Consider the following 25523-nt stretch of genomic DNA (forward strand, 5'->3'; position numbering starts at 1 on the left):
GGAATCGGGAATCGGGATTCGTAAAAGCAAGACCTGATTGTTGAGGGAGACCTGACACGAGTGCTTCGCCCGTACCCTCATCCGCCCCTACGGGGCACCTTCTCCCGGTGGGAGAAGGAAGAGGCTAAGCCCCTCTCCTGCGGGAGAGGGGTTGGGGTGAGGATACGGTGCGAAGCCACGTGCTGTTCCAACTGCATGTGGCTTCGTCCGTACCCTCATCCGCCCCTGCGGGGCACCTTCTCCCGGTGGGAGAAGCGAAGAGGCTAAGCCCCTCTCCTGCGGGAGAGGGGTTGGGGTGAGGGTACGGAGGCGAAGCCCTGGTGTGGCTCCAACTGCACGTGGCTTCGCCCGTACCCTCATCCGCCCCTGCGGGGCACCTTCTCCCGGTGGGAGAAGGAAAAACACCGCGCCTTTAACCAATCTCTAATCCCAAATCCCAAATCCCCAATCCCCAATCCCAGTTCCCATCCCCACTCCCAGCCCCATGCAACTCGCCCTGTTCGACTTCGATCACACCATCACTACCTGCGACACCTATGCGCGCTTCCTGCGCAAGGTGGCAACGCCGGCGCAGTTGGCGGCGGCGAAGTTGCAGGTGGGTCCGTGGGTGTTGGGCTATCGGGTTGGGTTGATCTCTGCGCAGGCCTTGCGCGCACGCGTCACGCGCATGGTCTTCAGCGCTCGTTCGCTGGAAGAAATGACCATGCACGGGGCAGCGTACGCACGCAACGATCTGCCTGGCATGTTGCGCACGAACGTGATGCAGCGCATCGACTGGCACCAGGCGCAGGGGCATGAAGTGGTGCTGGTGTCGGCGTCGCTGGATCTGTATCTGCAGCCTTGGTGTGCGCTGCATGACCTGTCGTTGATCTGCAATCGGCTGGAACACGATGCCGGCGTGTTGAGCGGGCGCTACGCCAATGGCGATTGCGGGCCGCACAAGGCCACGCAGATCCGCCTGCGCTACGACCTGTCGCAGTACGAGTGCGTGCATGCCTATGGCGATAGCCGCGAAGACACACCGATGCTGGCACTGGCGCAGCAGCGCTGGTATCGCGGCAATCTGTTGCACTGACATGCCCATTGCAACGCCCGCCCCCACGACTGATCTGGTCGAACGCCTCGACCGCCTGCTGCCGCAGACCCAATGCGGCCAGTGCGGTTACGACGGCTGTCGCCCTTACGCGCAAGCGATGGCCGATGGGCACGCCGACGTCGATCATTGTCCGCCCGGTGGCGACGCCGGTGCCCGCGCGCTGGCGCACGCACTGCAGGTTCCTGCACGCCCGTACGACCGCACCCGTGGCACCCACACGCCGCCGCAAGTGGCGTGGATCGTGGAGGCCGACTGCATCGGTTGCACCAAATGCATCCAGGCCTGCCCGGTGGATGCCATCGTCGGCGGCGCCAAACACATGCACACGGTGATCGCGCCGCTGTGCACCGGCTGCGAGCTCTGCCTGCCAGCCTGCCCGGTGGATTGCATCGAGCTGCGCACAATCGGCTAGACGGCTCGCAAAAGGCCTCCAACTCCTACCTTCCGTCAGGAACGTCCTGACGCATCCGGCGCATCCGTGCTGCGGACGCGCTCGTATTGGTGTGTACTCCCTTCGAGGAATCCGCCGATGCGCCCATTCGCCGCCCTTGCCACACTAGCCGCACGCTGCCGGCCGATCCCGCCATTGTTGTTGCTGGTGCTGGGCTGTTCGCCGCTCAGCGCCGCAGCCGTCACACGTGTAGACGGCGATGCCTTCGATGGCGACAGCGGCGCGCTGCGTTACCGCGAGTCGCACTGGCTGCTCGACGACGGCGGCCGGGTGGTGCTGTATCGCTGCACGGACGGGCGCCCGTTCGCGCGCAAACTGGTCGATGGCGGCGGCCCCTCGCCCAACTTCAGCCTGCTCGATGGACGCGACGGCTACCGCGAAGGCGTGCGCCAACGCGATGGCGTGCGCGAGATGTTCCAGCAGGAACCCGGCAAGGCCGAACGCCGCACCGCGCTGCCGGCCAGCGAAGGCGCGCGCGTGATCGATGCCGGTTTCGATGACTATCTGCGCACCCAATGGGACGCACTCGCCAGCGCAACGCAGCGCGTCGACTTCGTGCTGCCGAGTCTGCAGCGCCAGCTGGCCTTCAAGGTCGAACGGATCGGCGACAGCGCCGGCCAGCGTCGCTATCGGCTCAGCCTGGATGCCTGGTACGGCGCCGCAGTGCCGTCGCTGGAGGTGCGCTATTCCATCGCCGACAGGCGCCTGCTCGAATTCCGCGGCGTCGGCAATCTGCGCGACGAGCGCGGCCGCTATCCGCACGTGCGCATCGTTTTCCCGGACACTGCTGCGCGCGCGGCCAGTGCAGACGAGTTGCGCCAGGCGCGCGAGCAGCCGCTGGCCAAGCGCTGCAGCGCCCCGTGAACCAGACACGCGCCGTCTTCACGTTCGACCACGCGCCATTGCGTAAAACGGCCCGGGCACCCATTCCCCACGCAGGAACATCCTCATGGCCAAGGCCTATCTCTGGATCAACGCAGTGCTCTATGTCGTCCTGGCGATCTGGTGCACGCTCTCGCCGGCCAAGACCGCAAATGCGGTCGGTTACACCCAGCTTTCGCCGGCCGGGCAGTCGGAATACCTGGTCATCTACGGCGGCCTGCAGTTGGGCATGGCGTTTTTGTTCGGTTACTTCGCCTGGATCGATCAACCCCGCACCGGGCTGTTGGTGGCACTCGCCTTCTACGTCCCGATCGTGCTGTTCCGCACTGTCGCGCTCTCGCGGCTGTGGCCGGTCTCTGCACCGACGGTTGCGCTGGCAGGCGTGGAAATCCTGTTGCTGCTCGCCGCTGTGTTGCTGTGGTTCCGGCACAAGTGAAAGACACCGTGTAGCCAGTCCGGTAGGATCGGCGCCACCTTACTCAACGCCCGACCGCATGAGTGCCATTCCTGGCCACGACGACGATGAAACCGGACGCCTGCTCACCGCAACTGCGGGTGGCGACCGGCATGCTTTCGAAGCGCTGTATCGGCAGACCTCGGCCAAGCTGTTCGGGGTGTGCTTGCGCATGATTCCGCAACGCGCCGAAGCCGAAGAAGTGCTGCAGGACGTGTTCACGCTGATCTGGCACAAGGCCGGGCAGTTCGATCCGGCGCGTGCACGCGGGCTGACGTGGCTGGCGATGATTGCGCGCAACAAGGCGATCGACCATCTGCGCGCCAATGCACCGCAGCGCCGCAACGTGACCCTGGACGATGCCGGCGACCTGCGTGCCAGCGATGCCTCACCGCTGGAGCGCACCGAGCGCGCCAGCACGCGCCACCGCATCGACCACTGTCTGGCCGAACTCGAACCGCCACGCAGCGAATTGATCCGCACCGCGTTCTTCGATGGCATCACCTACGAAGAACTGGCGTCGCGCACCGACACGCCGATCGGCACGGTCAAGAGCTGGATCCGTCGTGGCCTGGCCAAACTCAAGGCATGTCTGGAACGATGAGCACGCCATTCCCCATCGACCAGGAACCGCCGCGCGACGTGCTGGCCGGCGAATACGTGCTGGGCCTGCTGAGCGCCGACGAGCGCCTGGCGGCCGAACAACGCATCGCCACCGACAGCCAGTTCGATCAGGCCGTCCTGCAATGGCAGCAACATCTGATGCCGCTGCTGGACGAAATCGCGGCGGTGAATCCGTCCGATCAGCTCTGGCCGCGCATTCGCCAGACGCTGGGCTTTGACACGCCGCTACGCGCAGTGCCGGCAGCATCGACCACCACCACATCGGCCACGCCACTGTGGAACAGCGTGCGCTTCTGGCGTTGGGCCAGTGCCGGTGGCTTGGCGACTGCCGCAGTGTGCGTGCTGGCCTTGTTGAACGTGAACACGCCGCCCGCACCGGTGCAGCCGCCAGCCACTGGCCCGGTGGTACAGGCACCGCCGGTCACGACTCCAGCAACCCCGGCCACACCGCCTGCCACCGGCATCGCGATGACCGCCACGCTGGCGACCGAAGACGGTCGGCCGGGCTACGTGGCCTTGATGGATGCCGACAAGCACACCATCACGGTGACGCCGCTGGATCGCACCGCCACCGCCGACAAGGTGCCCGAACTGTGGTTGATCACCGCAGACGGCAAGCCGCATTCGATGGGCACCTTCGACGATCAACGCGCACGCCGCGCGCAGATCCCCGATCAGCTGATGCCCATGCTCAGCAACGAGGCTCTGTTGGCCGTCACCCTGGAACCGCTGGGCGGTGCGCCGGGTGGCATCCCGACCGGTACCGTGGTGGCCAAGGGCGGCATCAGCACGCTGGCAATGGCGCCCTGACCCGGCGGTGAGCTTGCCTGCGAGGCTCTCGCAGGCAAGCTCGTTTCACGAACGACCTCATGCGCGCCAGCGATACGGCGTATGGTCAATTGTGTGCGCGATTGCGCGAATTATCAGCGTGATCAGACGAACCTCACACACGCATGCGACGATCATGCGCGCTGGTGCATCTGTTTGCCGGCAGCGTTCGTAAAGGGTCACGACCAACGACGGAGAACCACGCGTGCCGAGTACCGGAGTCGACCCCAACGCTGCAACGCCTCAGCCCACCAGCCCACATCCCCGTGGCTGGTTGGCAATGCGTATCGGCAGCCTGCGCCGCTGGGTGGATTCGCAGACCGACGAACCGCTGGACGAAGCGCGCGCAGACCGCATCGACTGGTTGCGCGCCATCCCTTTCATCGCCCTGCACCTGGCCTGCCTGTCGGTTGTCTGGGTGGGCGCGTCCTGGTTTGCGGTGGGCATGGCGGTGGCGCTGTATGCGCTGCGCATGTTTGCGCTGACCGGTTTCTATCATCGCTATTTCTCGCACCGCGCTTTCAAGACCTCGCGCGTGTTGCAGTTCGTGTTCGCCGCGATCGGCGCTACCTGCGTGCAACGCGGGCCGCTGTGGTGGGCCGCGCATCATCGCAACCACCATCGGCATACCGACACCGGCCGCGACCCGCACTCGCCGGCACAACACGGCTTCTGGTGGAGCCATACCGGCTGGTTCCTGACCCCGCGTAATTTCCGCACCGATTGGGAGGTCATCCCGGATCTGCGCCGCTTTGCCGAGCTGCGCTTCCTGGACCGCTTCGACATCGTGATGCCGGTGCTGCTGGCGCTGGGCCTGTACCTGCTCGGCGACTGGCTGGCCACCGCCGCGCCCGCGCTGGAGACCAATGGCGCGCAGTTGCTGGTATGGGGCTTTGTGATCTCCACGGTGACCTTGTTCCATGCCACCTTCACCATCAACTCGTTGGCGCATCGCTTCGGCAGCCGGCGCTTCGATACCCGCGACGACAGCCGCAACAACTGGCTGCTGGCGCTGCTCACCTTTGGCGAAGGCTGGCACAACAACCATCATTTCTTCCCCGGCTCGGCGCGCCAGGGCTTGCGCTGGTGGGAGTACGACATGACCTGGTACGGCCTCACGGCGATGTCGTGGGTGGGCCTGGTGTGGGACCTCAAACCGATGCCGAAGATGCTCACGCAGCGCGCCGAGCGGGTGCGCCGATGAGCGAGGGCAGGATTGCCGTGGTCGGCAGTGGCATCGCCGGCCTGGGCGCGGCGTGGCTGTTGTCGCGGCGTTATGAAGTCACTCTGTTCGAGGCCGCCGATTATCTCGGCGGGCATACGCACACGCACGACATCCAGCTGGAAGGCCAGCGCTACGCGGTGGACAGCGGCTTCATCGTGTTCAACCCGCAGCACTATCCGTTGCTCACGCGCATGTTCGCCGAGCTCGACGTGGCCGCGCAGCCGACCACGATGAGCTTCTCGGTGCACGATGCGCGCAGTGGGCTCGAATACAACGCCGGCAGCCTGGGCGGGCTGTTCTGCCAGCGCCGCAATCTGCTCAGCCCGCGCTTCTGGGGCATGTTGTCCGACCTGCGCCGCTTCTATCGTCAGGCACCGGCGGTGCTGCACAGCGACGAGCAGTTCAGCACGCTGGGCGAATATCTGCAGCGGCATGGCTACTCGGCGGCGTTTCGCGACCAGCATCTGGTGCCGATGGCCTCGGCGCTGTGGTCATCGCCCTCGCAGCGCATCCTGGAATTTCCGATGGGCCAGCTGATCGGCTTCATGGCCAATCACCACATGCTGCAACTCAGCGGGCGGCCGCAGTGGCAGGTGGTGCGTGGCGGATCCAACAGCTATGTGCGCGCGCTGCGGCGACGCTGGCAGGTGCTGGAGCGGCTGTCCACCCCGGTGCATGCGATCCGGCGCGTCGGCAATGGCGTGGTGCTCAGCTCGCTGCGCGGCGAAGAACATTTCAACGACGTGGTGCTGGCTTGTCACGCCGACGATGCCTTGGCATTGCTCAGCGATTCCACACCGGCCGAGCAACAGATCCTGGGCGGCATCACCTACCAGAACAACGACACCGTGCTGCATACCGATGCGCGCGTGTTGCCGCGCGATCGCCGCGCCTGGGCGGCATGGAACGCGCATGTGCCGGCCGATCCGCAGGCGCCGTGCACGGTGAGTTACTGGATGAACGCGCTGCAGTCGATCGAAGCGCCGCAGCCGTTCATCGTCAGCCTCAATCGCGACCACGACATCGACCCGGACAAGGTGTTGCGGCGCATGCGCTATCGCCACCCGGTGCAGAACGCGGCCGCACTCGCTGCACAGACGCGCAAGGCCGATATCCAAGGCGTCCAGCACACCTGGTTTGCCGGCGCGGCATGGGGCTTCGGCTTCCATGAGGACGGCCTGCGCAGCGGTGTGGATGTGGCGCACGGCCTGGGAGTGCCGTGGTGATGCAGCTGCTGCGCGAAGCCAGCACCGATGCGGTGCCGTTGCCCCCGACCGAGGGCAGCGGCGCCGGCAGCGTGACCGCACCGTTGCGCAGCGCGATCTATATCGGTTGGGTGCGGCACCGCCGGTTTGCGCCAAAACCGCTGGATTTTCGCTACAAGCTGTTTTTGATGTATCTGGATCTGTCCGAACTGGATCGGGTCTTTGCGCAGCGTTGGCTGTGGTCGGTGGGGCGCGCCAACCTGGCGCAGTTCCGTCGCAGCGATTATCTCGGCGACCCAACTATTCCACTGGATGAGGCGGTGCGCGATTGCGTGCAGACCCACACCGGCGAGCGCCCGGACGGCGCGATCCGTCTGCTCACGCATCTGCGCTACTTCGGCCATGTGTTCAATCCGGTCAGCTTCTACTACTGTTTCGATCGTCACGACGGCCTGCGCTGGATCGTTGCGGAAATCACCAACACGCCCTGGCGGCAGCGCCACACCTACGTGCTGCCGGTGGCGCAGGCGCGCACGCATCGCGACGTGCATGCCTGGCGCTTCGACAAGCGCTTCCACGTCTCGCCCTTCATGGGCATGCAGCACCAGTACGACTGGCGTTTCAGCGTGCCGGACGCGCAATTGCGCGTGCATATGGACGTGCTGGATGCGCCCGATGTGGACACCGCAGGCAACGACAGCGGCGCTCGCCGTTTCGACGCCACCCTGGTGCTGCAGCGCCAGCCGCTGACTGCGCGCACCCTGGCGCGCACGCTGCTGGCCTACCCCTTGATGACCGTGCAGGTGGTGGTCGCCATCCACTGGCAGGCCTTGCGCCTGTGGCTGCGCGGCAACCCTGTGCACGACACCCCCCATCCGCCTGTGCGAGAACGCCGATGAACGCCACGTCCCTGCCCGACACCACTGCCCCGCGCGCGGCTTCCTGGACGGATCGCCTGTTGCGCAAGCGCCTGCTGGCAACGCTCGGCGACCTGCGCGATGGGCAATTGCAGCTGCACGAGGCCGATGGCATCACCACCCTCGGCAACGCCAGCGGCGCGGATGCCTTGCAACTGCAGTTGCGCGTCACCGATCCGGGCTTCTATCGGCAGGCCGCGCTCAATGGCAGCGTCGGTGCCGGCGAGTCGTACATGGATGGGCAATGGCAGTGCGACGACCTGGTCGGCCTGATGCGCCTGCTGTTGCGCAATCGCGACCGCCTGGATGCGATGGAAACCGGCACCGCACGGCTGGGTGGCTGGGCGATGCGCAGCCTGCACACCTTTGCGCGCAATACCCGCAGCGGCAGCCGGCGCAATATCGCCGCGCATTACGATCTGGGCAATCCGTTATTCAGCCTGTTTCTCGATGAAAACCTGATGTACTCGTCGGCGATCTTCGTCGACGGCGAAGAGGCGCAAGGCGAAGCGGCACTGGAGCGCGCCGCCACGCGCAAGCTTGAACGCATCTGCCAGAAACTGCGGCTCGGCCCGCAACACCATGTGGTGGAAATCGGCACCGGCTGGGGCGGCTTTGCGCTGCATGCCGCACGCGAGCATGGCTGCCGCGTGACCACCACCACCATCTCGCGCGAGCAGTTCGAACTTGCGACCCAGCGCATCGCCGCGGCCGGCCTGAGCGACCGGGTCACGGTGTTGCTGCGCGACTATCGCGATCTGGACGGCCGCTACGACCGGGTGGTGTCGATCGAGATGATCGAGGCGATCGGCCATCAGTATCTGGACACCTACTTCGCCAAGGTCGGCAGCCTGCTCGCCGACGATGGCGAGGCGCTGATCCAGGCCATCACCATCGAAGACCATCGCTATGCGCAGGCATTGCACTCGGTGGACTTCATCAAGCGGCATATCTTTCCCGGCAGCTTCATTCCCTCGGTGGCGGCGATGACCGGTGCCATCGCGCGCGCCAGCGATCTGCGCCTGTTCAATCTCGAAGACATCGGGCCGAGCTATGCGTTGACGCTGCGCGCCTGGCGGCAGCGCTTCATGGTGCAGCTGCCGCAGGTGCGCGCGCTGGGCTACGACGAGCGCTTCATCCGCATGTGGGAGTTCTATCTGGCCTATTGCGAAGCGGGTTTCTTGGAGCGCTCGATTGGCGATGTGCATCTGTGGCTGAGCAAGCCGGGCGCGCGTCCGCCGCAGTTCGTGCCTGGCCTGCCTGCCGACGCATGAAGCAGCTCGGCAACTATCTCGGTTTGCAGGTGCTATGGGTGGTGGCGGTCAGCGCCGCCGCGCAGGCGCGCATCTGGCCGACACTGCTGGTGTTGGCGCTATTTGCGCTGTATCAGCTGTGGCCGTCGCGGCGCGCGCCGGGCGATCTGCAATTGTTGATCGCCGCGTTGTCGCTGGGCTTGCTGCTGGATACCACGCTGGCTGCAGGCGGTTGGGTGCGTTACGCCGCACCGTGGCCGGGCACGCCGTTGGCACCGCCGTGGATTCTGGCGTTGTGGCTGGGCTTTGCGCTCACCCTCAATCATTCCTTGGCCACGGTGATGCAACGTCCATGGCTGGCGGTACTGCTGGGCGCCATCTTCGGGCCGTTCTCGTATTGGTTGGCGCAGCGCAGCTGGCAGGCGGTGGAATTCCAGCCGCCACAGCTGCACGCAGTGGTTGCGGTCGGCATCGGCTGGGGCGTGGCCTGCGGCGTGTTGTCGCTGTATGCACGCCGCCTGGCGCGACCATCGCCTGAGCACATCACTGGAGAACTGCAATGACTGTCTGGCCACTGCTGCATGTAGGCGTGTTTGCGAGCGTGGTGATGGTGATCGGCTGGCTGTGGCAACGCCGCAGCGGCAATGCCGGCCCGGTGGATGTGCTGTGGGCCGCGTGCCTGGCGGTCGCTGCACCTTATTGTGCGTGGATGTCCGATGGCGCGCTGCTACCGCGCGTGCTGGTGGCCGTGCTCGGCGGCGTGTGGGGTGCGCGCCTGGCGCTGCATCTGGGCGTGCGCGTGTTCGGCGACCCGCACGAAGATGGCCGCTATCGCGCACTGCGCGAACACTGGAATGGCGATCAGCGCAAATTCCTGGGCTTTTTCCTGGCGCAAGCGGTGGTGGTGGTGCTGTTTTCGGTGCCGTTTCTGGCCGCTGCCAGCAACCCGAATCCGGCCTGGAGCGTGTGGAGCAGCCTGGCAATTGCCGTGTGGTTGATCGCGGTCGGCGGCGAAGCGCTGGCGGACCGGCAGCTGTCTGCGCACAAGGCCAATCCGGCCAATCGCGGCGTCACCTGCCGCAGCGGGCTGTGGCGGTATTCGCGCCATCCCAATTATTTTTTCGAGTTCGTGCATTGGTTTGCCTATCTGGCGCTGGCTGTCGGCGCCGGGCCGTGGCCGGTCGCGCTGTGCGCGCTTGGGCCGGTGGTGATGTTCGTGTTTCTGTATCGCTTCACCGGCATTCCCTACACCGAGCAGCAGGCGCTGCGCTCGCGTGGTGAGGACTATGCGCAGTACCAACGCAGCACCAGCGCATTTTTTCCGTTCCCCCCTTCGTCCTGAGTCGCCTGGAGAGTCGTATGTCCACCGTTACCATCCCGCCCTCCTCGCTGCCCGAAGAATCCTTCGCCACCCGGCTGGCCGAATCCGGCCTGCTGCCCGATGCAGCGCTGCGCTACGGCATCCGCCGACTGTGCGCACAGCGCCTGCGCGATGAGCGCGGCGACGGCGCCGATGCCAGCGGCGAACGTCAACGCGCGTTTATCGACAGCCTGCGCGCCAGCGCGATCGCGATCGAAACCGATGCCGCCAATCGCCAGCACTACGAGTTGCCGCCGCAGTTCTTCACCCTGTGCCTGGGGCGCCGGCTCAAATACAGCAGCTGCTATTGGGACGCCACCACGCCGGATCTGGATGCCGCCGAAGAACGCATGCTGGCGCTGTACGGCGAGCGTGCCGAGCTGGCCGACGGCCAGCGCATTCTGGAACTGGGCTGCGGCTGGGGCTCGTTGACCCTGTGGATGGCCGAACGCTATCCCGGCGCCACCATCACTGCGGTGTCCAACTCACGCCCGCAGCGCGCGCATATTCTGGAACAGTGCCGCGTGCGCGGCTTGAGCAACGTGCAGGTGATCACTGCCGACGTCAATGCGCTGGCGCTGCCGCCGGGCAATTTCGACCGTGTGGTGTCGGTGGAAATGTTCGAGCACATGCGCAATTACCGCGAGCTGCTGGCGCGCGTCGGCAGCTGGCTGGCGCCGGGCGGCAAGCTGTTCGTGCATGTCTTCTGTCATCGCGATCTGGCCTACCCGTTCGAAGTGGCCGGCGAAGACAACTGGATGGGGCGGCACTTTTTCACCGGCGGGCTGATGCCGGCCACCGATACCTTGCTGCATTTCCAGCAGGACGTGGTGATCGAGCAGCGTTGGGTGCTATCGGGCGAGCATTACGAAAAAACCGCCAATGCCTGGCTGGAGAATCAGGACCGCCACCGCGAGCAGATCATGCCGCTGCTGAAGCAGACCTACGGCGACGATGCGCAGCGCTGGTGGCAGCGCTGGCGGATGTTCTGGCTGGCGTGTGCGGAGCTGTTCGGTTACGACCAGGGCCGCGAATGGGGCGTGGCGCACTATCGCTTCGTCAAGCGTTGATCGAAGCCAGGCTGATCGACGCAGGAGCCCGCGTCAAAACGACATCGCGGCCAGCAGATGGCCGCGATGTGTCGGCTTCCACTCGGCTCTTCAACAACGCTGGTACGCAGATCAGTGCGTTGGCTGCAATGCCAGCTCGGCACGCAAGCAGGTTTTCGTAACCGGCTGCTGAGGCAGCTGTAGTGTCTTGCAGATCGCATGGCTGCAGCGCGCGATCGCTCGGCGATCCGCGCGCCGCCAGGCGATCAGCCCGCCGCAGCGGTGATCACGATTTCCACCTTCCACTCCGGCCGCGCCAGTTTGGCTTCGACGGTGGCGCGCGCGGGCGTAAAGCCATGCGGCACCCACTCGTCCCAGGCCTTGTTCATGCCGTCGAAATCGGCGATGTCGGCCAGGAAGATTTCCGCACGCAGGATCTTGGTCTTGTCGCTGGCCGCCTGCGCCAGCAATTTGTCGATTTCGCTCAGCACCTGGCGGGTCTGCCCGGTGATGTCTTCGCTGGTGTCCTCGGCAATCTGGCCGGCCAGATAGCACACGCCGCCATGCACGGCCATTTCGGACATCCGCGGACCTGTATCGAATCGCTGCACCATTTCAGACTTCCTACGGTTGGTTGACCCGGGCATTGTCCCGCGAATGCGGCAAACATGCAGCCTGCGCACGTACGTCGCGCGCCAGCCACCGCCCAACCAGCACCATCCAGGACACGATCGCCACGATGGCACTCTTCTGGCTGATGCCCGGCGGCGCGCTGGTCACGCTGACGTGGAACAACAACAGCGCAAATGCCACCAAGCCCAGACCGAATGCCGGCACGAAATGCTGGCGCCACCAACGATCACGACGGAAATACCAGGATTGCAGCAATATCGCTGCAATTACGCACAGAAATGCGGTATTCGCCGATAACAGATGCACCATCGTCGCCGCGTCGGGTGCGAGCACCGGCATCCAGCTGTCGCCGATCGCCACCGCGCTCAGGCCTACTGCCGCCATGCAAAACAAGCCCACCACCGTGCGACTGCATGCGACCGGCGCCAGCGCCGCGTACAGGCCCAGCGCCAGCCACGCCATGGCTGCGGCCAGCAGGCAATAGGCGGTGCGCAGCAGCAAGCCGTAAGCGCCGTGCAGGTAGGCACTCAGTTGTGCATCGATCCAGTCCAGATCGCCGCGCAGCCATTGCAGCAACACCACCAGGGCGATGAAGGCCACGCCCGTCCCTGCGGTGATCGCACCGGCGTAACCGCTCCAGCGTGGCGGACATGGCTGCCGGGTTTGCGCAGCAGCGCGGTGATCGCATGCATTCCCCATCAACAGCCTGTCTCCCCTGCAACTGTCATCTGATCCATCCGGCTCCCCGACGGCACCTACGCGTGGCTTTGCCCTATGATGCGCGCGGCCGCCATGCGTGGACAAATATCGGCATGGCCGAACCTTAGCGTTCACTTCATTTCTGCATTGACGCGATCACGCTGCACGCACTTCAATCGACCGGCCCATGCAGACCCTCCGCGCGCGGCACATTCCGTGCATGCACCTTCTTTCCCTCAAGCAGATCCCGTTGCCCTCATGACGGATACCCCCGTGTCTTCCGAAACGCCCGCCAGCGGTTGGCGTCGCGCCCTGCCGGTGATCATCAGCCTGGCGATCCTGGCGATGGCGCTGCACGCGCTGTCCTCTCAGTTCACTGACCACGGCTATCGGCAGATCCGCCAGGCGTTCCGTGAACTGGGGGTCGGCCAGATCGCGCTCACCCTGCTGCTGGGCTTGAGCAGCTACGCCTGCCTGGTGGGCTTTGACTGGGTGGGGCTCAAGCGCACCGGCAAGCGCTTGCACCCGGCGCGGGTGGGCATCACCGCGTTCATGGCGCACGCGGTCGGGCAGACATTGGGCTTTGCCGCACTGACCGGCGGCGCGGTGCGCTTGCGCGGTTATGGCAGCGTGGGACTGACCCTGGCCGAGATCGGCCAGGTAGTGCTGATGAGCACGCTGGGCTTCATCTTCGGCGCCTGGGTGCTGCTTGGCCTGGCCTTGATGCTGGAACCGGAAGCGGCCGCACGCGCCCTGCCGATCGCTGCCGAAGGCATCCGCATTGCCGGCATCGCCTTGCTGGTCGGCTATGTGGCGATGCTGGTATTGGTCGGCAGACAGGGCCGCGAATTCGGCATCCGCAGCCATCGCTTCTGGCTGCCCGATCGCACCACGGTGCTCGGCGTGACCGCGCTGAGCGTGGTCGAACTGGGCCTGGCTGCGGCCGCGTTCTACGTGCTGCTGCCGCCGGATCCGGGCACCGGCTACTTCGGCTTTATCGGCATCTGGCTGGTGGCGGTGGTGGCCGGCCTGATCTCCACCGTGCCGGCCGGCTTGGGCGTGTTCGAGTGGAGCCTGCTCAAGCTGCTGCCGCATGTCACTCCCGCCGCCGTGCTGGCCGCGGCGCTGGCCTACCGGGTCACCTACTACATCGTGCCGTTGCTGATCTCGATGGCAATGGCGGCGGCTTCGGGCCTGGGTGCGCCAGTGCGCGCCAGTGCGAGCACCGCACGCACGGTATGGAAGGCGTTTCGCCCGTGGCTGCCGCAGATTCTGGCCTTGGCGGTGTTTGCGGTAGGCGCGGCGCTGATGATCGACGGCACCTTGCCCACCCCGCGCGCGCGCCAGGAAGTGGCGCCGCTGCCGCTGATCGAAACCTCGCATCTGCTGGTCAGCCTGGGCGGCATGTTGTTGTTGCTGATCGGCCAGGGTCTGCAGCGCCGCAGCCATGCGGCCTGGGCGCTGGCGCTGGGCGTGTGCGTGCTGTTGCCGCCGCTGTCGCTGCTGCGCGGCAGCCATATTTCGGTCTCGCTGTCGGCCGCATTGGCGGCTGTTGCGCTGTGGGCGGCACGCCGCGAGTTCTATCGCCAGGGCGCGCTGCTGGACGAGGCCTGGTCGTGGCGCTGGCTGAGCAATCTGGGCCTGGTGCTGGTGGCCACGTTCTGGCTGCTGTTCTTCGTCTACAGCCATGTCGAATACAGCAACGACCTGTGGTGGCAGTTCGCCACCTCGGCCAATGCGCCGCGTGCGTTGCGCGCCGCGCTGATCCTGTGCGTGGGCGTGATCGTATTCGGCATGGCGCGCCTGCTGCGTGGCGGGCGCCGCCCGATGCCGGCCGCCGATGCGCAGACGCTGCAGACGCTGGCACCGATTCTGGCCATCAGCACCGACACCCAGGCCTGCCTGGCGTTGACCGGCGACAAGGCGTTTCTGCTCGATGAGCAGGGGCGTGGGTTTGTAATGATGCAGCGCTACGGCGGCTCGCTGATCTCGATGGGCGATCCGGTCGGCCCGCCGGAGGTCGCGCGGGCGCTGATCTGGCGCTTCCGCGAAGAGGCCGACCATATGGGTCTGCGCCCGGTGTTCTACCAGGTCGGCGAAAAATACTGGCAGACCTACCTCGACATGGGGCTGACCCTGGTCAAGCTGGGCGAAGAGGCGATCGTGCCGCTGGAAGGCTTCACCCTGGAAGGCCGCGACCGCGCCGACCTGCGCCAGGCCTGGAACCGCGGCAAGCGCGGCGGCCTGACCTTCCGCATGCTGCAACCCGAGCAAGTGGAGGCGGTGCTGCCGCAGCTGGCCGAGGTCTCCGAGCAGTGGCTGGAAGAAAAAGCCGGCGAAGAGAAAGGCTTTTCGTTGGGCAGCTTCGATGCGGAGTACCTGCGCCGGTTTCCGGTGGCGGTGGCCGAGGCAGAAGGGCAGATCATGGCCTTCGCCAACGTGTGGTGGGCGCCGGCCGGCGGCGAGCTGTCGGTGGATCTGATGCGCCACAGCGCGCAGGCGCCCAAGGGCACCATGGACTTCCTGTTTATCGAGCTGTTCCTGTGGGGCCAGGCCAATGGCTACACGCGCTTCTCGCTGGGCATGGCACCACTGTCGGGCATGACCGAGCATCGCCTGGCCGGCCGCTGGAACCGCTTCGCCAGCCTGGTCGCGCGGCACGGTGAACGCTTCTACGGGTTCAGCGGCCTGCGCCGCTTCAAGTCGAAGTTCGCGCCGACCTGGCGCCCGCGCTATCTGGTCGCGCCGGGCGGCATGCACTTGCCAGCGGCGTTACTGGATGTGACCCGCTTGATCTCGGTGGATCCTGGTCGGCAGGAATAAGGCCGCGTGATGCCTGCGCCTTTGTGCGAAATGCTCGGTTTACTGAGGGGCGCTTGCGCGCGTACCGGCATGGGACACGCCGCAAGTACGTCCGTGTAGGCTCTTACGCGGCATCCATGCCGCGTAAGGTCCCACGCCGGCACGCGCGCAAGCACCTTCGGTTGGCGTCGGTAGCTGAGGGAACAGCGTTGCCTGGTTGATTGATCATGCCTTGAAGCGTGGCCTTCGCTGGCGAAGTCATGACAAAGCGATAGACAAAAGGCTGCGTCGACTATCGACAACGGAATCTGCAGGCATTACGCCTACACAAAGTCATTGCTTGCCGATCAGCAGTCGCGAAAAGTGGAAGCGTGGTGCCGCGTCCAGGGGCGGGACCGTGTGGCGGCATGGATGCCGCCACCGAGCCTACATGGACGTACTTGCGGCGTGTCCCGACACTGGATGCGGCACCGCGCGCAAGCCGAACAAGCAGACGAAGTCAGCTGGTTTCGTGGAATGCTTCGGTTTGCTGCGGGTGCTTGCACCCGTACCGGCATGGGACACGCCGCAAGTACGTCCATGTAGGCTCTTACGCGGCATCCATGCCGCGTAAGGTCTCATGCCGGCACGCGCGCAAGCACCTTCGGATATTGTCGGCGGCTGACGGAAAAGCCGCCGCTCGGTCGTTGCTGGTGGCTGAAGCAAAAGTTGCGGCTGGTTTGCTGACTGTGTGTTGGCTTGTCGGGCGATCAGCTCAAAAGATGCACCGCTCGCTTACGGCTTCGACAGCCCGTGCAACTGCTCCATGATCACCTTGGCCAAGGTGGCGTAATCGCCCTTGAAGTGATGATCGCCCGGCAGCGCAACCCGCTTGGCTGCCTGCGCCGGCAGGCTCGGGCAAAGCGCGTCCTCATCGTCCTGGCCGTAGATGCACACCGTGGTGCCGGCCGGCAGGCGCTGCACTTCCGGTGCGATCGGCAGGCCATCGTCGTCCGAACCCAGCCAGTTGCTGACATGGAACTCGTAGTCCGCCAGCTTGCCCACCGACAACAGCGCCGTCATGCGGATGTTCTGCCTGGTCTGCGCTGGTAGCTTGTTGATCGCTGCGGGCAACACGTCCGCGCCTTGCGAAAAGCCGATCAGCACCACCCGCTGACGCTGCCAGCGCTGCGCGTAGAAGCGCGCGATGCGGTCCAGATCGGTCGCGAAGCCTTGCGGCGTGCGTTCTGTCCAGAAGTAACGCAGCGAATCCAGGCCCACCACCGGAATGCCCTGCGCGGCCAGCGCGTCGGCCACTTCTTCGTCCAGACCCGCCCAGCCACCATCACCGGAGACGAAGATCACAAAGGTGTCGTCGTCGCTGTCGCCGTCGGGTTTGGCCGGCACTTCCACCACTGGCAGATCGGCCAGACCGCCCGGCGGCGGCGGCAGCGCCACGCCCTTTTGCTCGCCCAACGAGCGAGCGGCAGCGCGCAGGCCCGGCAAGATATCGCCCTGCGCAGAACGCGTGAACGTGCGTGCCTGCGGCACCTGCTTGAGGAAAGCGTTCTCGGTCGCGCCCGGGCAACGCTTGTCCTGGCTGCCGGCCAGCACCCAGGGGATCTGCAGCGGCACCGGGAGCAGCGCGTTGCTGCCCGGACGCACGCCCGGCTGGCAGATCGCCTGGTCGGAGACCGCCGCCGGGCACAGCCCATCTGTGAGCACGCCGGCCAGCACATGCGGCTTGGCTTGTGCACCGATCGCATAAGCCAGTGCCGCTCCGTCGCCGTCGCCGATCAGCAATGGCAGACGGTAGGTGGGGATGTGATAGAAGGCCTGCAGATAGCGGGAAAAGTTCTCCACATCGCCAACCGAGAACGCGCAGGTACCGCCGGCCTTGCGCAGCACCGCGTACAGATGCGCGGTGTCCACCATCGCCACCATCGCGCCATCGGCGCGCAAGCTTTCTGCCTGCGCCTGGCGCTTGGCGGCATTGCCGGCACCGCTCAACCAGATCACCACACGCTGCGGCTCGCCCTTGGGCATCAGCACCGGCACCTGTTCGAAACGGCCATGGCTTACCGGTTGCGGTGCCTGTGCGGCGACCGCGCCCGATAGCGCCAACACCGCCGCGCCGCAGAGCGCGCTCCACATCTCAAGTCGTCGCATGTCGCACCATCGGAAAAAGTGGTTCAAAGATAATCGTTCCAGGCTGCAGCGCGAAGCGCGACGCTTCGCTTACGGCGCACCCGCTTGCTGACGCGCTTCCCAGGCTGCCAGTGCTTGCCTGTAGCGCGCCAGTTCCTCGGCGTACAGATCATGCACGCACAACGGGCAACCGCTTTCGCAGCACTCATTGGGCGCAGGCGGCTCGGGGGGGTGCGGGCGTGGATCGGTGGCGGAAACGGCGCTGTCGTGCATGCGCCATTGTAGCGTGCGCTGTTGCTGTGCCTGGATGGACCGCCAGGATCATCGACACCGGATCAGCAACCCAGCCGCCGACGCAGATTGGCCCGCGCAGCCGCATCACAGCGCGCATGGAAGTCATCGCTCAAGAAGATGCGCGGGCGCTTGAGCAGGCCGGCCAGAAAACGCCGGCGGTTGAGCCGGAACAGCACGCTTGGCACATGTCCGCGGTATTCGGCGGCAATGGCACGGTCGTACGCATCGAACACCGCTGCCGGTGCGGCCAGAATCGCCATGTCGCAATCCAGAAACAACGCCGCTTCGGCGTCCACGTCCTGCGGCTGCAGTTGCCCATGACGGGCGGTCAGCAGAATCAGGCTCCGCACGCGCTCCACATCCACCTGCGCCTGCGGCCACCAGCGCGGAATGCACTGCGCCGCCCAGTTGGCAGATTCCGCCTCGTTGTCGCTACGTCCGGGCTGATACACCGCATCGTGAAACAACATCGCCAGCCAGACCTCGACCGGCTGCTGCCAGCCCGGCCCGGCGGCGACCTCGGCGTAATGCTGCAGCAGCGCGCGCACATGGCCGAAGTGATGGTAGGCGCGCGGTGGCGTGGCATAGGCCTGTTCGAGCGCGGCCAGGTGCTCGGCCTGTAATGGCAGTGGTGTGGTGGCGTCCATGCACGCAGGCTACCGCGTGTGCGCCCGCCTGCACATCAGCGCAGCGACCAGCGGCCTTCGATCTGGTAACGCGATTGGCCGAGAAAGCTGCGCACCAGCGCGAACTCGCGCACCGTCCAGGCGAGCGTATCGCAGCGCCGTTGCGGCAACGCCTGATTGCAATACAGCAGCGTCATATGCGGCGTGTACTGCGCATCGCCGGCAATGCCAACATGCGCCAGTTGCCGACCCAGTGCGCCTTGCAATTCATACAACCCGCGCACCTGTTCTTCGCCGCGCAACACGCACGGCAACTGCGAACGCCGTCCACCGAAGGTGCCCACCCGATCGAACACCACGTCGAATGCATCCAGCGCCACGCGCTCGGCCGCCTGACTGGCGCGGCTCACCAACGACGGCGGCAAACCGCCTGCGTAATCGCCCAGATGGTGCAAGGTCACATGCAGCCGCTCGCGCGCAAGCGGCTTGCCATCGACCTGACCGCTGCTAATCAAACCTTCGGCGATGGCTGCGGCATGTTCGGCAATGCGCGCATCGGCCATTACCGCAAAAAACAGTCGCTCGGTGGTCTTCTCTTCCCCCAGGCCCAGCGACAACTGCGCCTCGGCCGATGACAGGTACAGGAACTGCTGTTTCATGGGGTGAGTCCACGACCGCGCATGCGGGCCTGCCGGAGGAAGGGCGGCGGATACTAGCAGACCGGGCGGGTGTCCGATACACGCAAAAACATGGCTGGCAACGTGGAACGCGCACGGTTGCGTGGAACAGGACGCGTGCGCCGTATCTGCATGTGCGCCTGCATGCGCCACACAAAAAGAAACGGGCAGCTTGCGCTGCCCGTTTCCGCCTTTATCGGTTTACTCCGCGAGCTGCATCACCTGGATGCGCTGCGGTCACGCACGCAACTTATGCGGCGCTTTTCATCGCGTGCTTGCGGTTACGCATCACGTCGTGACATGCGCGCACTTCCGGCAGCAGGCGCAGTGCGGCATCGCGTGCAGCGGCCGGAGTATCCTGATCAGCGATGGTTTCATCGAACGCCTTCAACAGACGGTCTTCGGACTCTTCCAGCTCGGCCACGTAGCCATACTTGGTGTCGCCCAGCGTTGCACGGACCTTGCCGTAGAACTGCTGCATGCTGCCGACCATGGTGCCGCTGGTCTTCGGCTCGCCGCCGGCGGCTGCGACAACACTGCTCAGATTGCTGACGATGTCGGACTTGACGCCAGCGATGCGGCGGAACAGCGTCGCAAGTTCCGCATCGTCGACCTTGGCTGCGGCTTCATCGTAGAAGTCCTTGCCGTCGCGGGAAATGGCGATGAGGTCGTTGAGGCTATGCTCGGTCTTGCTCTGAATGCTCATGTGTCGCTCCTTGTTGCGGTGGGCCAGCGCTGCGTCGTCTGGCAGATGCGGTCGCGCCGGCTTTGGGATGAGGCAATCGATGCGTTGATTGCGCTGCAGTGATGGTGTGTACGGCCCCATAGTGGCGTTGCGCGCATAATCCGCGTGTGAGTTATGTGGGCCGCTTCCTCACGCGGTCATGCAGGCAATGAATAGCGATTCATCCATGCCAACGCGAAGTCAAAACTCACTTGGGTTGCCGGCTTGCCCACATGTTGTCGACCAGATTGGGATACGGCCGCCCGGCTTCTTCCGCACGTTGTTTGGCCGCTGCTTTCTGCGCATCGCTTAGTGGAGTGGAAGCAGATTTACGCTTGGGATTGGGGCGCTTCCACGGCGGTGGAGTGAACTCGGTCATGGCACTGTTCGGTCCGCTTGTATTCGAGCCTGCAGTCTCGGTGCGATGCCGTGAGTTGGCTGTGGATACGCGATGCGTCTGTGCTGCATCGCGTTACCGATTGCCGTTGAAGCCCCAGAAAAAACGAGCTACCGAACGCGGAAATGCGGATCAGCTCGCCACCAACACACGTTGCCGACGCTCCTGCCACACCGCCAGCGCGTACACCAACAAACCGCCCAGCGCGGTTGCTGCGCCCACATACCCGGTGGACGTCCAGCCCCAGCCTGCGGTGATCGCCATGCCACCCAGCCATGGGCCCAAAGCATTGGCGGTATTGAACGCCGCATGGTTGGATGCCGCCGCCAGGGTCTGCGCTTCGGCTGCCACATCCATCAAACGGGTCTGCAATGCGGGGGCCAATGCGCCCATGGTGCCCACGGCCACGATGGAGACGAACACCCACAGGCCCGATTGCGCGGCCAACGGAAACGTCAGCATCACCACCACCGACCACACCAACAGCACCGGCACCGCGCGGAACTGCATGCGATCGAACAACCAGCCGCCCAGGATGCTTCCGAGCACGCCGCCAACACCGAACGCCACCATGGCCAACGGAATCCGCGCCGGCTCCACGCCGGTCACGGCAGTCAAGGTCGGCGCCAGATAACTGAAGACGCAGAACATGCCGGAAAAACCCACTGCGCCGATCGCCAATGCCAGCCATACCTGCGGCTGATTGAACGCGCGCAGCTCGCGCAACGGCTGTTGACGTGGCTCGTCCGGTGCAGGCGGCAAGCGCGCTGCCACTGCGGCAACCGTGCACAGCGCAAGCACCGACACCGCCGCGTACGCCCAACGCCAGCTCACGATCTGGCCCAGCCAGGTCGCCAGCGGATTGCCTATCAGCAAGGCAATGCTCAGGCCCATCAACACGCGGCCCACCGCAGTGGCGCGCTGATTGGGCGGGCTGATCGATGCGGCTACCAACGAGGCCACGCCGAAGTACGCACCATGCGGCAAACCCGCAATAAAACGGCACAGCAACATCGTGTGATAGCTCGGCGCCAACGCACTGGCCAGGTTGCCCAACGCGTAAAACACCATCAGCAGCAGCAACAAGGTGCGCCGTGGCCAGCGCGCGCCAAGAATCGCCAGCAACGGCGCACCGACCACCACACCTAACGCATAGGCACTGATGATGTGACCGACCTGCGGCTCGCTGATCTGCAGCCCCTGCGCGATCTGCGTCATCAACCCCATGGTCGAGAATTCGCTGATGCCGATCGCAAAGCCGCCCATCGCCAATGCAAACAGGATCAACACGTAGTCGCGCCGCGAAACGGGCGGCGGTGAGAGATCGGTATCGGACATGCCCGACTCCAGAATGACGGGGCGGCTTATTATTGTGCAATGCAGCATCGAGCGAAAGGATGCCGCTTGCAGCGATTCAGCGCCAAGCCCCAACACGTCACAGTTCAGCGCCTTCCACTGCAATGAAAGACGCTGTGTCCTATCGGCATCGCTCGAATCCGCTTGGGTCCGCCACCATCGCTAGGGGGCACTCGCGATCGGCGCGGTGTCGCGCCTGGCGCGTGATCCACACCCAACTGGTTGCTGATGTCCAAATCCACTGAATCTCCGTTGTTCCCCCCGGTGCGCCTGGGCGCGCTGGATCTTGCCAACCGCGTGATCATGGCGCCGCTGACGCGCAACCGCGCCGTCGCCGGTCAGGTGCCCTCGCCGCTCGCTGCCGAGTATTACGGCCAGCGTGCCAGTGCCGGACTGATCGTGGCCGAAGGCACTCAGATCAGCCCGCTTGGTCAGGGCTATCTCGACACGCCCGGTATCTATACCGCCGAGCAGGTAAAAGGCTGGCGTGCGGTCACCGATGAAGTGCATCGCCGCGGCGGCAAGATCGTGCTGCAGCTGTGGCATGTGGGCCGCGTATCGCACACCAGCGTGCTGCCGCCGGGCGAATCGCCGGTTGCGCCCAGCGCCATCCGCGCCGAAGGCAAGACCTTCACCAAGAACGGCTTTGAAGATGTGTCCGAGCCGCGCGCACTGGCGCTGGACGAAATCCCCGCCCTGATCGAGGACTACCGCATCGCCGCGCGCAACGCCATCGATGCGGGCTTTGACGGCGTGGAAGTGCATGCAGCCAACGGCTACCTGCTCGACCAGTTCCTGCGTGACGGTTCCAACAAGCGCACCGATGCGTACGGCGGTGATATCGAAAACCGCACTCGCCTGCTGGCCGAAGTGGTGCAGGCCATTGCCGACGAGATTGGCCCCGAGCGCACCGGTGTGCGCCTTTCGCCGGTCACACCGGTGTACGGCATGCACGACTCCGATCCGCAGCCGTTGTTCGAGCGTGCGGTCGAGCGTCTCAACCTGATCGGCGGGCTGGCCTTCGTGCACGTGATCGAAGGTGCAACCGGCGGTCCGCGCAACAACGTGGCCTTCGACTACGCCGCGCTGCGCGCAAAGTTCGACGGTGCCTGGATCGCCAACAACAGCTACGACAAGGCGCTGTCCGAAAAGGCCATCGACAGCGGCTATGCCGATGCGATCGCCTATGGCCACCCCTACATCGCCAACCCGGATCTGGTGCGTCGCCTGCGCGAAAACGCTCCGCTGGCCGACTTCGACCAGGCCACCATGTACGGCGGCGGTGCCGAAGGCTATACCGACTACCCAGCATTGCCGAACTAGGCCCGGCTGGCACACCGGCTGCGCTCAGCATCAAGCGAGCGCAGTCGATGCTTCGGATCAGCCAGTACACGCGTGCACTGTGGTTCTGAGCACATCGCCTGCCGACTGTTTCAGGTGAGCACAACACGCACCTCTTCCCCGATTGCCATCGCGATTGGGCGACCGTCTTGCGTCTGCAAGTCAATCGTTGACCCAGCGCGCAAGGCCGAACGCTTATGCGTTGGTTGCGCAACAGGCTCGTTGGATACCCAACTACGGACACATCGCGCCCATCGCAACGCCGGCACCTTCGCATCGCGCGCCGACACCAACACCAACCACATGACGCGCACACCCTGCCCCGCTAGGATCGTGCCGACACTGCTTTCTGGAATGCCGATGCGGCCCCTGCTCACTTCTCTTCTTTTCTGCACGCTGCTGATCTGCGGGCACGCGCTTGCCGTGCCGTTCTGGGGCGCGCGCCAATCCAGCCCCGCCGAAACCGCGCCTGCACAGCTCAAACCGGGCGAATGGATCTGGGGCGGCGTCAGCAAGGGCTGGGGGCCGATGGCGGTGATCGTCAGCCTCACCGAACAACGCGCCTATGCGTATCGCAACGGCATCCTGATCGGTGTCTCCACCATCAGTTCCGGCAAGCCCGGGCACGAGACGCCTACCGGTGTGTTCACCATCCTGCAGAAGGACAAGGACCACCGCTCCAACATCTACAACGCCGCGCCGATGCCGTATCAGCAACGGCTGACCTGGGACGGTGTGGCCTTGCATGCCGGCGGCTTGCCCGGTTATCCGGAATCGCATGGCTGCGTGCATCTGCCATCGGAATTCGCGCGGCTGCTGTTCGACAACTCCAATATGGGCATGGTGGTAGTGGTCGCGCAGGCGGGCGTGGATGCCGACGCAGTGGTGCATCCACGCGCACTCAGCCCGATCGACTCGACCACCGGCGCGCAGCGTGCCTTGCTGCCGCTGCCTAACGGCCAGGCATTTGCATGGCGACCGGAGCTGGCGCCCACCGGTCCGATCTCGATGCTGGTCAGCAGCAGCGACCAGCAACTGGTGGTGTATCGCAATGGTGTGGAAATCGGACGTGCGCAAGTCGCGCTACACGCGCAACCGGGCGCCGCACCGCTGGGCACGCAGGCCTTTATCGTCGGCCAGGGATTCTTGCCTGGCGAGGTGCCCGGCCTGCCCGGTCAACGCATGCCCAACTGGATGCGCATCGGTATCCCCGGCAGCAGTGCTGCGGCAGGACAGGCGCTGGACGCCGACACCATCGCGCGGCTGCAGGTTCCACCGGCATTTCTGGCTGGATTGCTGCCGCTACTGACGCCTGGCGTGGTGTTGGTGGCCACCGATCAGCGCATTCTTTCCGAGACCACCGGCGGCAAGTTGCAGGTGCTGAATTCGGATCCGCCCGAAGCGCCTTGAGTGCAAGCTGCGCAGCGTTATCGCAGTAGCAAGGTGCAAGGTGCAAGGTGCGCGTGAGGTTGCGCGCGCACATGGTCGCTGATCAGCATCGGCAATGCGCTCATGTGCGCTGGCGATGCCCAGCGCAGGCCGCCCGCACGGTTTTGTCGAACGCGCGACGCGTCGCACGTTGCGATTGTCAGCGCAGCCTGCTTGGCAGATGATGCAGCCATACCTCATTGCCAAGGATGTGCGTGATGCGTGTACTCACTGCGGTTCTGCTCGGCAGCACGTTTTTCAGTTGCGCGTTATCTACTGCATCGGCAGAGCCGGTGCGCCCGGCCGCACCAAACGCCGAGTGTCTGGATGCACGCCAGCTGGCCGAGCTGCATCAAGCAGATGCGCGCACGCTGGCCGTGGCCGAACACGGCGGACGATTGTTCCGCCTTACCCTGGCGCAGGACTGCCCGAAGCTTGCCGCGCAAGCGGATGCGAACCTGCTGGCCGCGCATGGTTGGGTCTGCAATGGTGCGCAAGCGTACGTGAGCACCGCTCAGCAACGCTGCGCGATCAGCCAGGTCGCCACGCTCAGTGCGCGCGAGTACGCCAGCGCAGCCAGGCAACGCAACCACAGCGGCGTACCGACCCTGGAAGGCATCAGCGTGCGCGAGTCGCGTCGGCGCAATTTCGCCGGCTCATCCAGCTATTGCTTCAATCCCAGCATGCTGCGCTCCTGGTCGGAAGATGGCCAAGGTTTGGTGGTGGAAGTCTCGCCACGTCATCCCGGCACGCACCGCCACTACCGTGTGGAACTGATGGACAGCTGCCGCGAACTCAGCGGCGCGCCGCCGATCCGCTTCGTGTCCGGCATGGGCTTGAATGCCATCTGCGGCAATCCCGGCGACAAGGTCGACGTGCTCGACGAGATGGCGCTTGCCGGCGCGGCTGCCGGATCCGGCCAGCAGGGCGACCTCAGTGCAACGCGCGGCGGTCTGGCTGCGCGGATGCGCCAGAGCTGCACGGTTGCAGCGGTGTATCCGCGCGATTGAAAGTGCCGCGTCGTAGGAGCGCGCTTGCGCGCGATGAAGCGTTATCGATAACGCCTCATCGCGCG

26 protein-coding genes are annotated in these 25523 nt (G+C 65.2%); 17 read left to right on the forward strand and 9 right to left on the reverse strand.

Annotated features, from left to right (window positions below):
* The first annotated feature begins 484 nt into the window (after nucleotides 1-484).
* From ABS769_RS15540 to ABS769_RS15600, 13 genes are all read left to right on the forward strand, one after another.
* Nucleotides 485-1075 carry an HAD family hydrolase gene (locus tag ABS769_RS15540; protein WP_317062689.1) on the forward strand — a complete coding sequence of 197 codons (591 nt, stop codon included), beginning with the start codon at nucleotides 485-487 and terminating at the stop codon, nucleotides 1073-1075.
* A 1-nt stretch (nucleotide 1076) separates the two neighbouring features.
* The gene (gene rnfB, locus ABS769_RS15545; protein ID WP_317062688.1) at nucleotides 1077-1508 is read left to right on the forward strand and encodes an Rnf electron transport complex subunit RnfB; all 432 of its coding nucleotides are present in this window, start codon (nucleotides 1077-1079) and stop codon (nucleotides 1506-1508) included.
* 117 nt (nucleotides 1509-1625) lie between these two features.
* The gene (locus ABS769_RS15550) at nucleotides 1626-2411 is read left to right on the forward strand and encodes a hypothetical protein (RefSeq protein ID WP_317062687.1); all 786 of its coding nucleotides are present in this window, start codon (nucleotides 1626-1628) and stop codon (nucleotides 2409-2411) included.
* 85 nt (nucleotides 2412-2496) lie between these two features.
* A complete protein-coding gene (locus ABS769_RS15555) occupies nucleotides 2497-2865 on the forward strand; it encodes a hypothetical protein (protein WP_023903316.1) in 369 nt (122 codons plus the stop codon).
* Between the two features lie 58 nt (nucleotides 2866-2923).
* Nucleotides 2924-3487 (forward strand): sigma-70 family RNA polymerase sigma factor, encoded by a 564-nt coding sequence (locus ABS769_RS15560; RefSeq protein WP_317062686.1) that lies wholly within the window; start codon nucleotides 2924-2926, stop codon nucleotides 3485-3487.
* Nucleotides 3484-4317, forward strand: coding sequence for an anti-sigma factor (locus ABS769_RS15565; RefSeq protein ID WP_317062685.1), 834 nt, complete (start codon nucleotides 3484-3486; stop codon nucleotides 4315-4317). Before ABS769_RS15560 ends, ABS769_RS15565 begins: the two co-directional genes overlap by 4 nt.
* A 223-nt stretch (nucleotides 4318-4540) precedes the next feature.
* Nucleotides 4541-5539 (forward strand): acyl-CoA desaturase, encoded by a 999-nt coding sequence (locus ABS769_RS15570; protein ID WP_317062684.1) that lies wholly within the window; start codon nucleotides 4541-4543, stop codon nucleotides 5537-5539.
* Complete coding sequence (locus ABS769_RS15575) at nucleotides 5536-6786, forward strand: FAD-dependent oxidoreductase (protein ID WP_115038443.1); 1251 nt, start codon at nucleotides 5536-5538, stop codon at nucleotides 6784-6786. Before ABS769_RS15570 ends, ABS769_RS15575 begins: the two co-directional genes overlap by 4 nt.
* Nucleotides 6786-7664: a DUF1365 domain-containing protein gene (locus tag ABS769_RS15580; protein ID WP_317062700.1), complete on the forward strand. Its 879-nt coding sequence runs from the start codon at nucleotides 6786-6788 to the stop codon at nucleotides 7662-7664. The genes ABS769_RS15575 and ABS769_RS15580 overlap by 1 nt, the downstream gene beginning before the upstream one ends.
* Nucleotides 7661-8956, forward strand: coding sequence for a cyclopropane-fatty-acyl-phospholipid synthase family protein (locus ABS769_RS15585; RefSeq protein ID WP_317062682.1), 1296 nt, complete (start codon nucleotides 7661-7663; stop codon nucleotides 8954-8956). The genes ABS769_RS15580 and ABS769_RS15585 overlap by 4 nt, the downstream gene beginning before the upstream one ends.
* Nucleotides 8953-9498, forward strand: a complete 546-nt coding sequence (locus ABS769_RS15590) for a DUF2878 domain-containing protein (RefSeq protein ID WP_023903309.1) — start codon at nucleotides 8953-8955, stop codon at nucleotides 9496-9498. The genes ABS769_RS15585 and ABS769_RS15590 overlap by 4 nt, the downstream gene beginning before the upstream one ends.
* A complete protein-coding gene (locus ABS769_RS15595) occupies nucleotides 9495-10277 on the forward strand; it encodes a DUF1295 domain-containing protein (protein ID WP_006451780.1) in 783 nt (260 codons plus the stop codon). Before ABS769_RS15590 ends, ABS769_RS15595 begins: the two co-directional genes overlap by 4 nt.
* A 17-nt stretch (nucleotides 10278-10294) precedes the next feature.
* The gene (locus ABS769_RS15600) at nucleotides 10295-11365 is read left to right on the forward strand and encodes an SAM-dependent methyltransferase (protein ID WP_317062681.1); all 1071 of its coding nucleotides are present in this window, start codon (nucleotides 10295-10297) and stop codon (nucleotides 11363-11365) included.
* 245 nt (nucleotides 11366-11610) lie between these two features.
* Here the strand turns inward: ABS769_RS15600 and ABS769_RS15605 are convergent, their stop codons facing one another.
* A complete protein-coding gene (locus tag ABS769_RS15605) occupies nucleotides 11611-11958 on the reverse strand; it encodes a RidA family protein (RefSeq protein WP_317062679.1) in 348 nt (115 codons plus the stop codon).
* 10 nt (nucleotides 11959-11968) lie between these two features.
* Nucleotides 11969-12676, reverse strand: coding sequence for a DUF998 domain-containing protein (locus tag ABS769_RS15610; RefSeq protein ID WP_317062678.1), 708 nt, complete (start codon nucleotides 12674-12676; stop codon nucleotides 11969-11971).
* Between the two features lie 258 nt (nucleotides 12677-12934).
* Between ABS769_RS15610 and mprF the strand changes: the two genes are divergently transcribed.
* Nucleotides 12935-15499, forward strand: a complete 2565-nt coding sequence (mprF, locus tag ABS769_RS15615; protein WP_317062677.1) for a bifunctional lysylphosphatidylglycerol flippase/synthetase MprF — start codon at nucleotides 12935-12937, stop codon at nucleotides 15497-15499.
* Between the two features lie 753 nt (nucleotides 15500-16252).
* On the opposite strand, the gene ABS769_RS15620 is transcribed toward mprF, so the two are convergent.
* The 7 genes from ABS769_RS15620 to ABS769_RS15650 form a co-directional block, all read right to left on the reverse strand.
* Nucleotides 16253-17626 carry a virulence factor gene (locus tag ABS769_RS15620; RefSeq protein WP_317063250.1) on the reverse strand — a complete coding sequence of 458 codons (1374 nt, stop codon included), beginning with the start codon at nucleotides 17624-17626 and terminating at the stop codon, nucleotides 16253-16255.
* A 69-nt stretch (nucleotides 17627-17695) separates the two neighbouring features.
* Nucleotides 17696-17878: an oxidoreductase-like domain-containing protein gene (locus ABS769_RS15625; RefSeq protein ID WP_205391991.1), complete on the reverse strand. Its 183-nt coding sequence runs from the start codon at nucleotides 17876-17878 to the stop codon at nucleotides 17696-17698.
* Between the two features lie 62 nt (nucleotides 17879-17940).
* The gene (locus ABS769_RS15630) at nucleotides 17941-18546 is read right to left on the reverse strand and encodes an HD domain-containing protein (RefSeq protein WP_317063249.1); all 606 of its coding nucleotides are present in this window, start codon (nucleotides 18544-18546) and stop codon (nucleotides 17941-17943) included.
* Between the two features lie 35 nt (nucleotides 18547-18581).
* Nucleotides 18582-19184 (reverse strand): RNA 2',3'-cyclic phosphodiesterase, encoded by a 603-nt coding sequence (gene thpR, locus ABS769_RS15635; RefSeq protein WP_317063248.1) that lies wholly within the window; start codon nucleotides 19182-19184, stop codon nucleotides 18582-18584.
* A gap of 268 nt (nucleotides 19185-19452) precedes the next feature.
* Complete coding sequence (locus tag ABS769_RS15640) at nucleotides 19453-19908, reverse strand: PA2169 family four-helix-bundle protein (RefSeq protein WP_043908767.1); 456 nt, start codon at nucleotides 19906-19908, stop codon at nucleotides 19453-19455.
* A 226-nt stretch (nucleotides 19909-20134) separates the two neighbouring features.
* Nucleotides 20135-20305 (reverse strand): hypothetical protein, encoded by a 171-nt coding sequence (locus ABS769_RS15645; RefSeq protein ID WP_104549902.1) that lies wholly within the window; start codon nucleotides 20303-20305, stop codon nucleotides 20135-20137.
* A gap of 150 nt (nucleotides 20306-20455) precedes the next feature.
* Nucleotides 20456-21661, reverse strand: coding sequence for an MFS transporter (locus ABS769_RS15650; RefSeq protein WP_317063247.1), 1206 nt, complete (start codon nucleotides 21659-21661; stop codon nucleotides 20456-20458).
* 246 nt (nucleotides 21662-21907) lie between these two features.
* On the opposite strand from ABS769_RS15650, the gene ABS769_RS15655 reads away from it, so the two are divergent.
* The 3 genes from ABS769_RS15655 (at nucleotide 21908) to ABS769_RS15665 (ending at nucleotide 25458) form a co-directional block, all read left to right on the forward strand.
* Entirely contained in the window at nucleotides 21908-23002 is a 1095-nt protein-coding gene (locus ABS769_RS15655; RefSeq protein ID WP_317063246.1) for an alkene reductase, read from the forward strand.
* Between the two features lie 372 nt (nucleotides 23003-23374).
* Nucleotides 23375-24430, forward strand: coding sequence for a L,D-transpeptidase (locus tag ABS769_RS15660; RefSeq protein ID WP_317063245.1), 1056 nt, complete (start codon nucleotides 23375-23377; stop codon nucleotides 24428-24430).
* Between the two features lie 236 nt (nucleotides 24431-24666).
* Nucleotides 24667-25458 (forward strand): hypothetical protein, encoded by a 792-nt coding sequence (locus ABS769_RS15665; RefSeq protein WP_317063244.1) that lies wholly within the window; start codon nucleotides 24667-24669, stop codon nucleotides 25456-25458.
* Nucleotides 25459-25523: the final 65 nt, after the last annotated feature.

It is taken from the genome of Xanthomonas hortorum, from assembly GCF_040279205.1.
GTDB lineage: Bacteria > Pseudomonadota > Gammaproteobacteria > Xanthomonadales > Xanthomonadaceae > Xanthomonas > Xanthomonas hortorum_F.

Excerpts from the sequence above, each read along its gene's own strand:
- ABS769_RS15540 (WP_317062689.1), top strand. The coding sequence starts at position 485 with ATGCAACTCGCCCTGTTCGACTTCGATCACACCATCACTACCTGCGAC.
- rnfB (WP_317062688.1), top strand. The coding sequence starts at position 1,077 with ATGCCCATTGCAACGCCCGCCCCCACGACTGATCTGGTCGAACGCCTC.
- ABS769_RS15550 (WP_317062687.1), top strand. The coding sequence starts at position 1,626 with ATGCGCCCATTCGCCGCCCTTGCCACACTAGCCGCACGCTGCCGGCCG.
- ABS769_RS15555 (WP_023903316.1), top strand. The coding sequence starts at position 2,497 with ATGGCCAAGGCCTATCTCTGGATCAACGCAGTGCTCTATGTCGTCCTG.
- ABS769_RS15560 (WP_317062686.1), top strand. The coding sequence starts at position 2,924 with ATGAGTGCCATTCCTGGCCACGACGACGATGAAACCGGACGCCTGCTC.
- ABS769_RS15565 (WP_317062685.1), top strand. The coding sequence starts at position 3,484 with ATGAGCACGCCATTCCCCATCGACCAGGAACCGCCGCGCGACGTGCTG.
- ABS769_RS15575 (WP_115038443.1), top strand. The coding sequence starts at position 5,536 with ATGAGCGAGGGCAGGATTGCCGTGGTCGGCAGTGGCATCGCCGGCCTG.
- ABS769_RS15580 (WP_317062700.1), top strand. The coding sequence starts at position 6,786 with ATGCAGCTGCTGCGCGAAGCCAGCACCGATGCGGTGCCGTTGCCCCCG.
- ABS769_RS15585 (WP_317062682.1), top strand. The coding sequence starts at position 7,661 with ATGAACGCCACGTCCCTGCCCGACACCACTGCCCCGCGCGCGGCTTCC.
- ABS769_RS15590 (WP_023903309.1), top strand. The coding sequence starts at position 8,953 with ATGAAGCAGCTCGGCAACTATCTCGGTTTGCAGGTGCTATGGGTGGTG.
- ABS769_RS15595 (WP_006451780.1), top strand. The coding sequence starts at position 9,495 with ATGACTGTCTGGCCACTGCTGCATGTAGGCGTGTTTGCGAGCGTGGTG.
- ABS769_RS15600 (WP_317062681.1), top strand. The coding sequence starts at position 10,295 with ATGTCCACCGTTACCATCCCGCCCTCCTCGCTGCCCGAAGAATCCTTC.
- ABS769_RS15605 (WP_317062679.1), bottom strand. The coding sequence starts at position 11,958 with ATGGTGCAGCGATTCGATACAGGTCCGCGGATGTCCGAAATGGCCGTG.
- ABS769_RS15610 (WP_317062678.1), bottom strand. The coding sequence starts at position 12,676 with ATGGGGAATGCATGCGATCACCGCGCTGCTGCGCAAACCCGGCAGCCA.
- mprF (WP_317062677.1), top strand. The coding sequence starts at position 12,935 with ATGACGGATACCCCCGTGTCTTCCGAAACGCCCGCCAGCGGTTGGCGT.
- ABS769_RS15620 (WP_317063250.1), bottom strand. The coding sequence starts at position 17,626 with ATGCGACGACTTGAGATGTGGAGCGCGCTCTGCGGCGCGGCGGTGTTG.
- ABS769_RS15625 (WP_205391991.1), bottom strand. The coding sequence starts at position 17,878 with ATGCACGACAGCGCCGTTTCCGCCACCGATCCACGCCCGCACCCCCCC.
- ABS769_RS15630 (WP_317063249.1), bottom strand. The coding sequence starts at position 18,546 with ATGGACGCCACCACACCACTGCCATTACAGGCCGAGCACCTGGCCGCG.
- thpR (WP_317063248.1), bottom strand. The coding sequence starts at position 19,184 with ATGAAACAGCAGTTCCTGTACCTGTCATCGGCCGAGGCGCAGTTGTCG.
- ABS769_RS15640 (WP_043908767.1), bottom strand. The coding sequence starts at position 19,908 with ATGAGCATTCAGAGCAAGACCGAGCATAGCCTCAACGACCTCATCGCC.
- ABS769_RS15645 (WP_104549902.1), bottom strand. The coding sequence starts at position 20,305 with ATGACCGAGTTCACTCCACCGCCGTGGAAGCGCCCCAATCCCAAGCGT.
- ABS769_RS15650 (WP_317063247.1), bottom strand. The coding sequence starts at position 21,661 with ATGTCCGATACCGATCTCTCACCGCCGCCCGTTTCGCGGCGCGACTAC.
- ABS769_RS15655 (WP_317063246.1), top strand. The coding sequence starts at position 21,908 with ATGTCCAAATCCACTGAATCTCCGTTGTTCCCCCCGGTGCGCCTGGGC.
- ABS769_RS15660 (WP_317063245.1), top strand. The coding sequence starts at position 23,375 with ATGCCGATGCGGCCCCTGCTCACTTCTCTTCTTTTCTGCACGCTGCTG.
- ABS769_RS15665 (WP_317063244.1), top strand. The coding sequence starts at position 24,667 with ATGCGTGTACTCACTGCGGTTCTGCTCGGCAGCACGTTTTTCAGTTGC.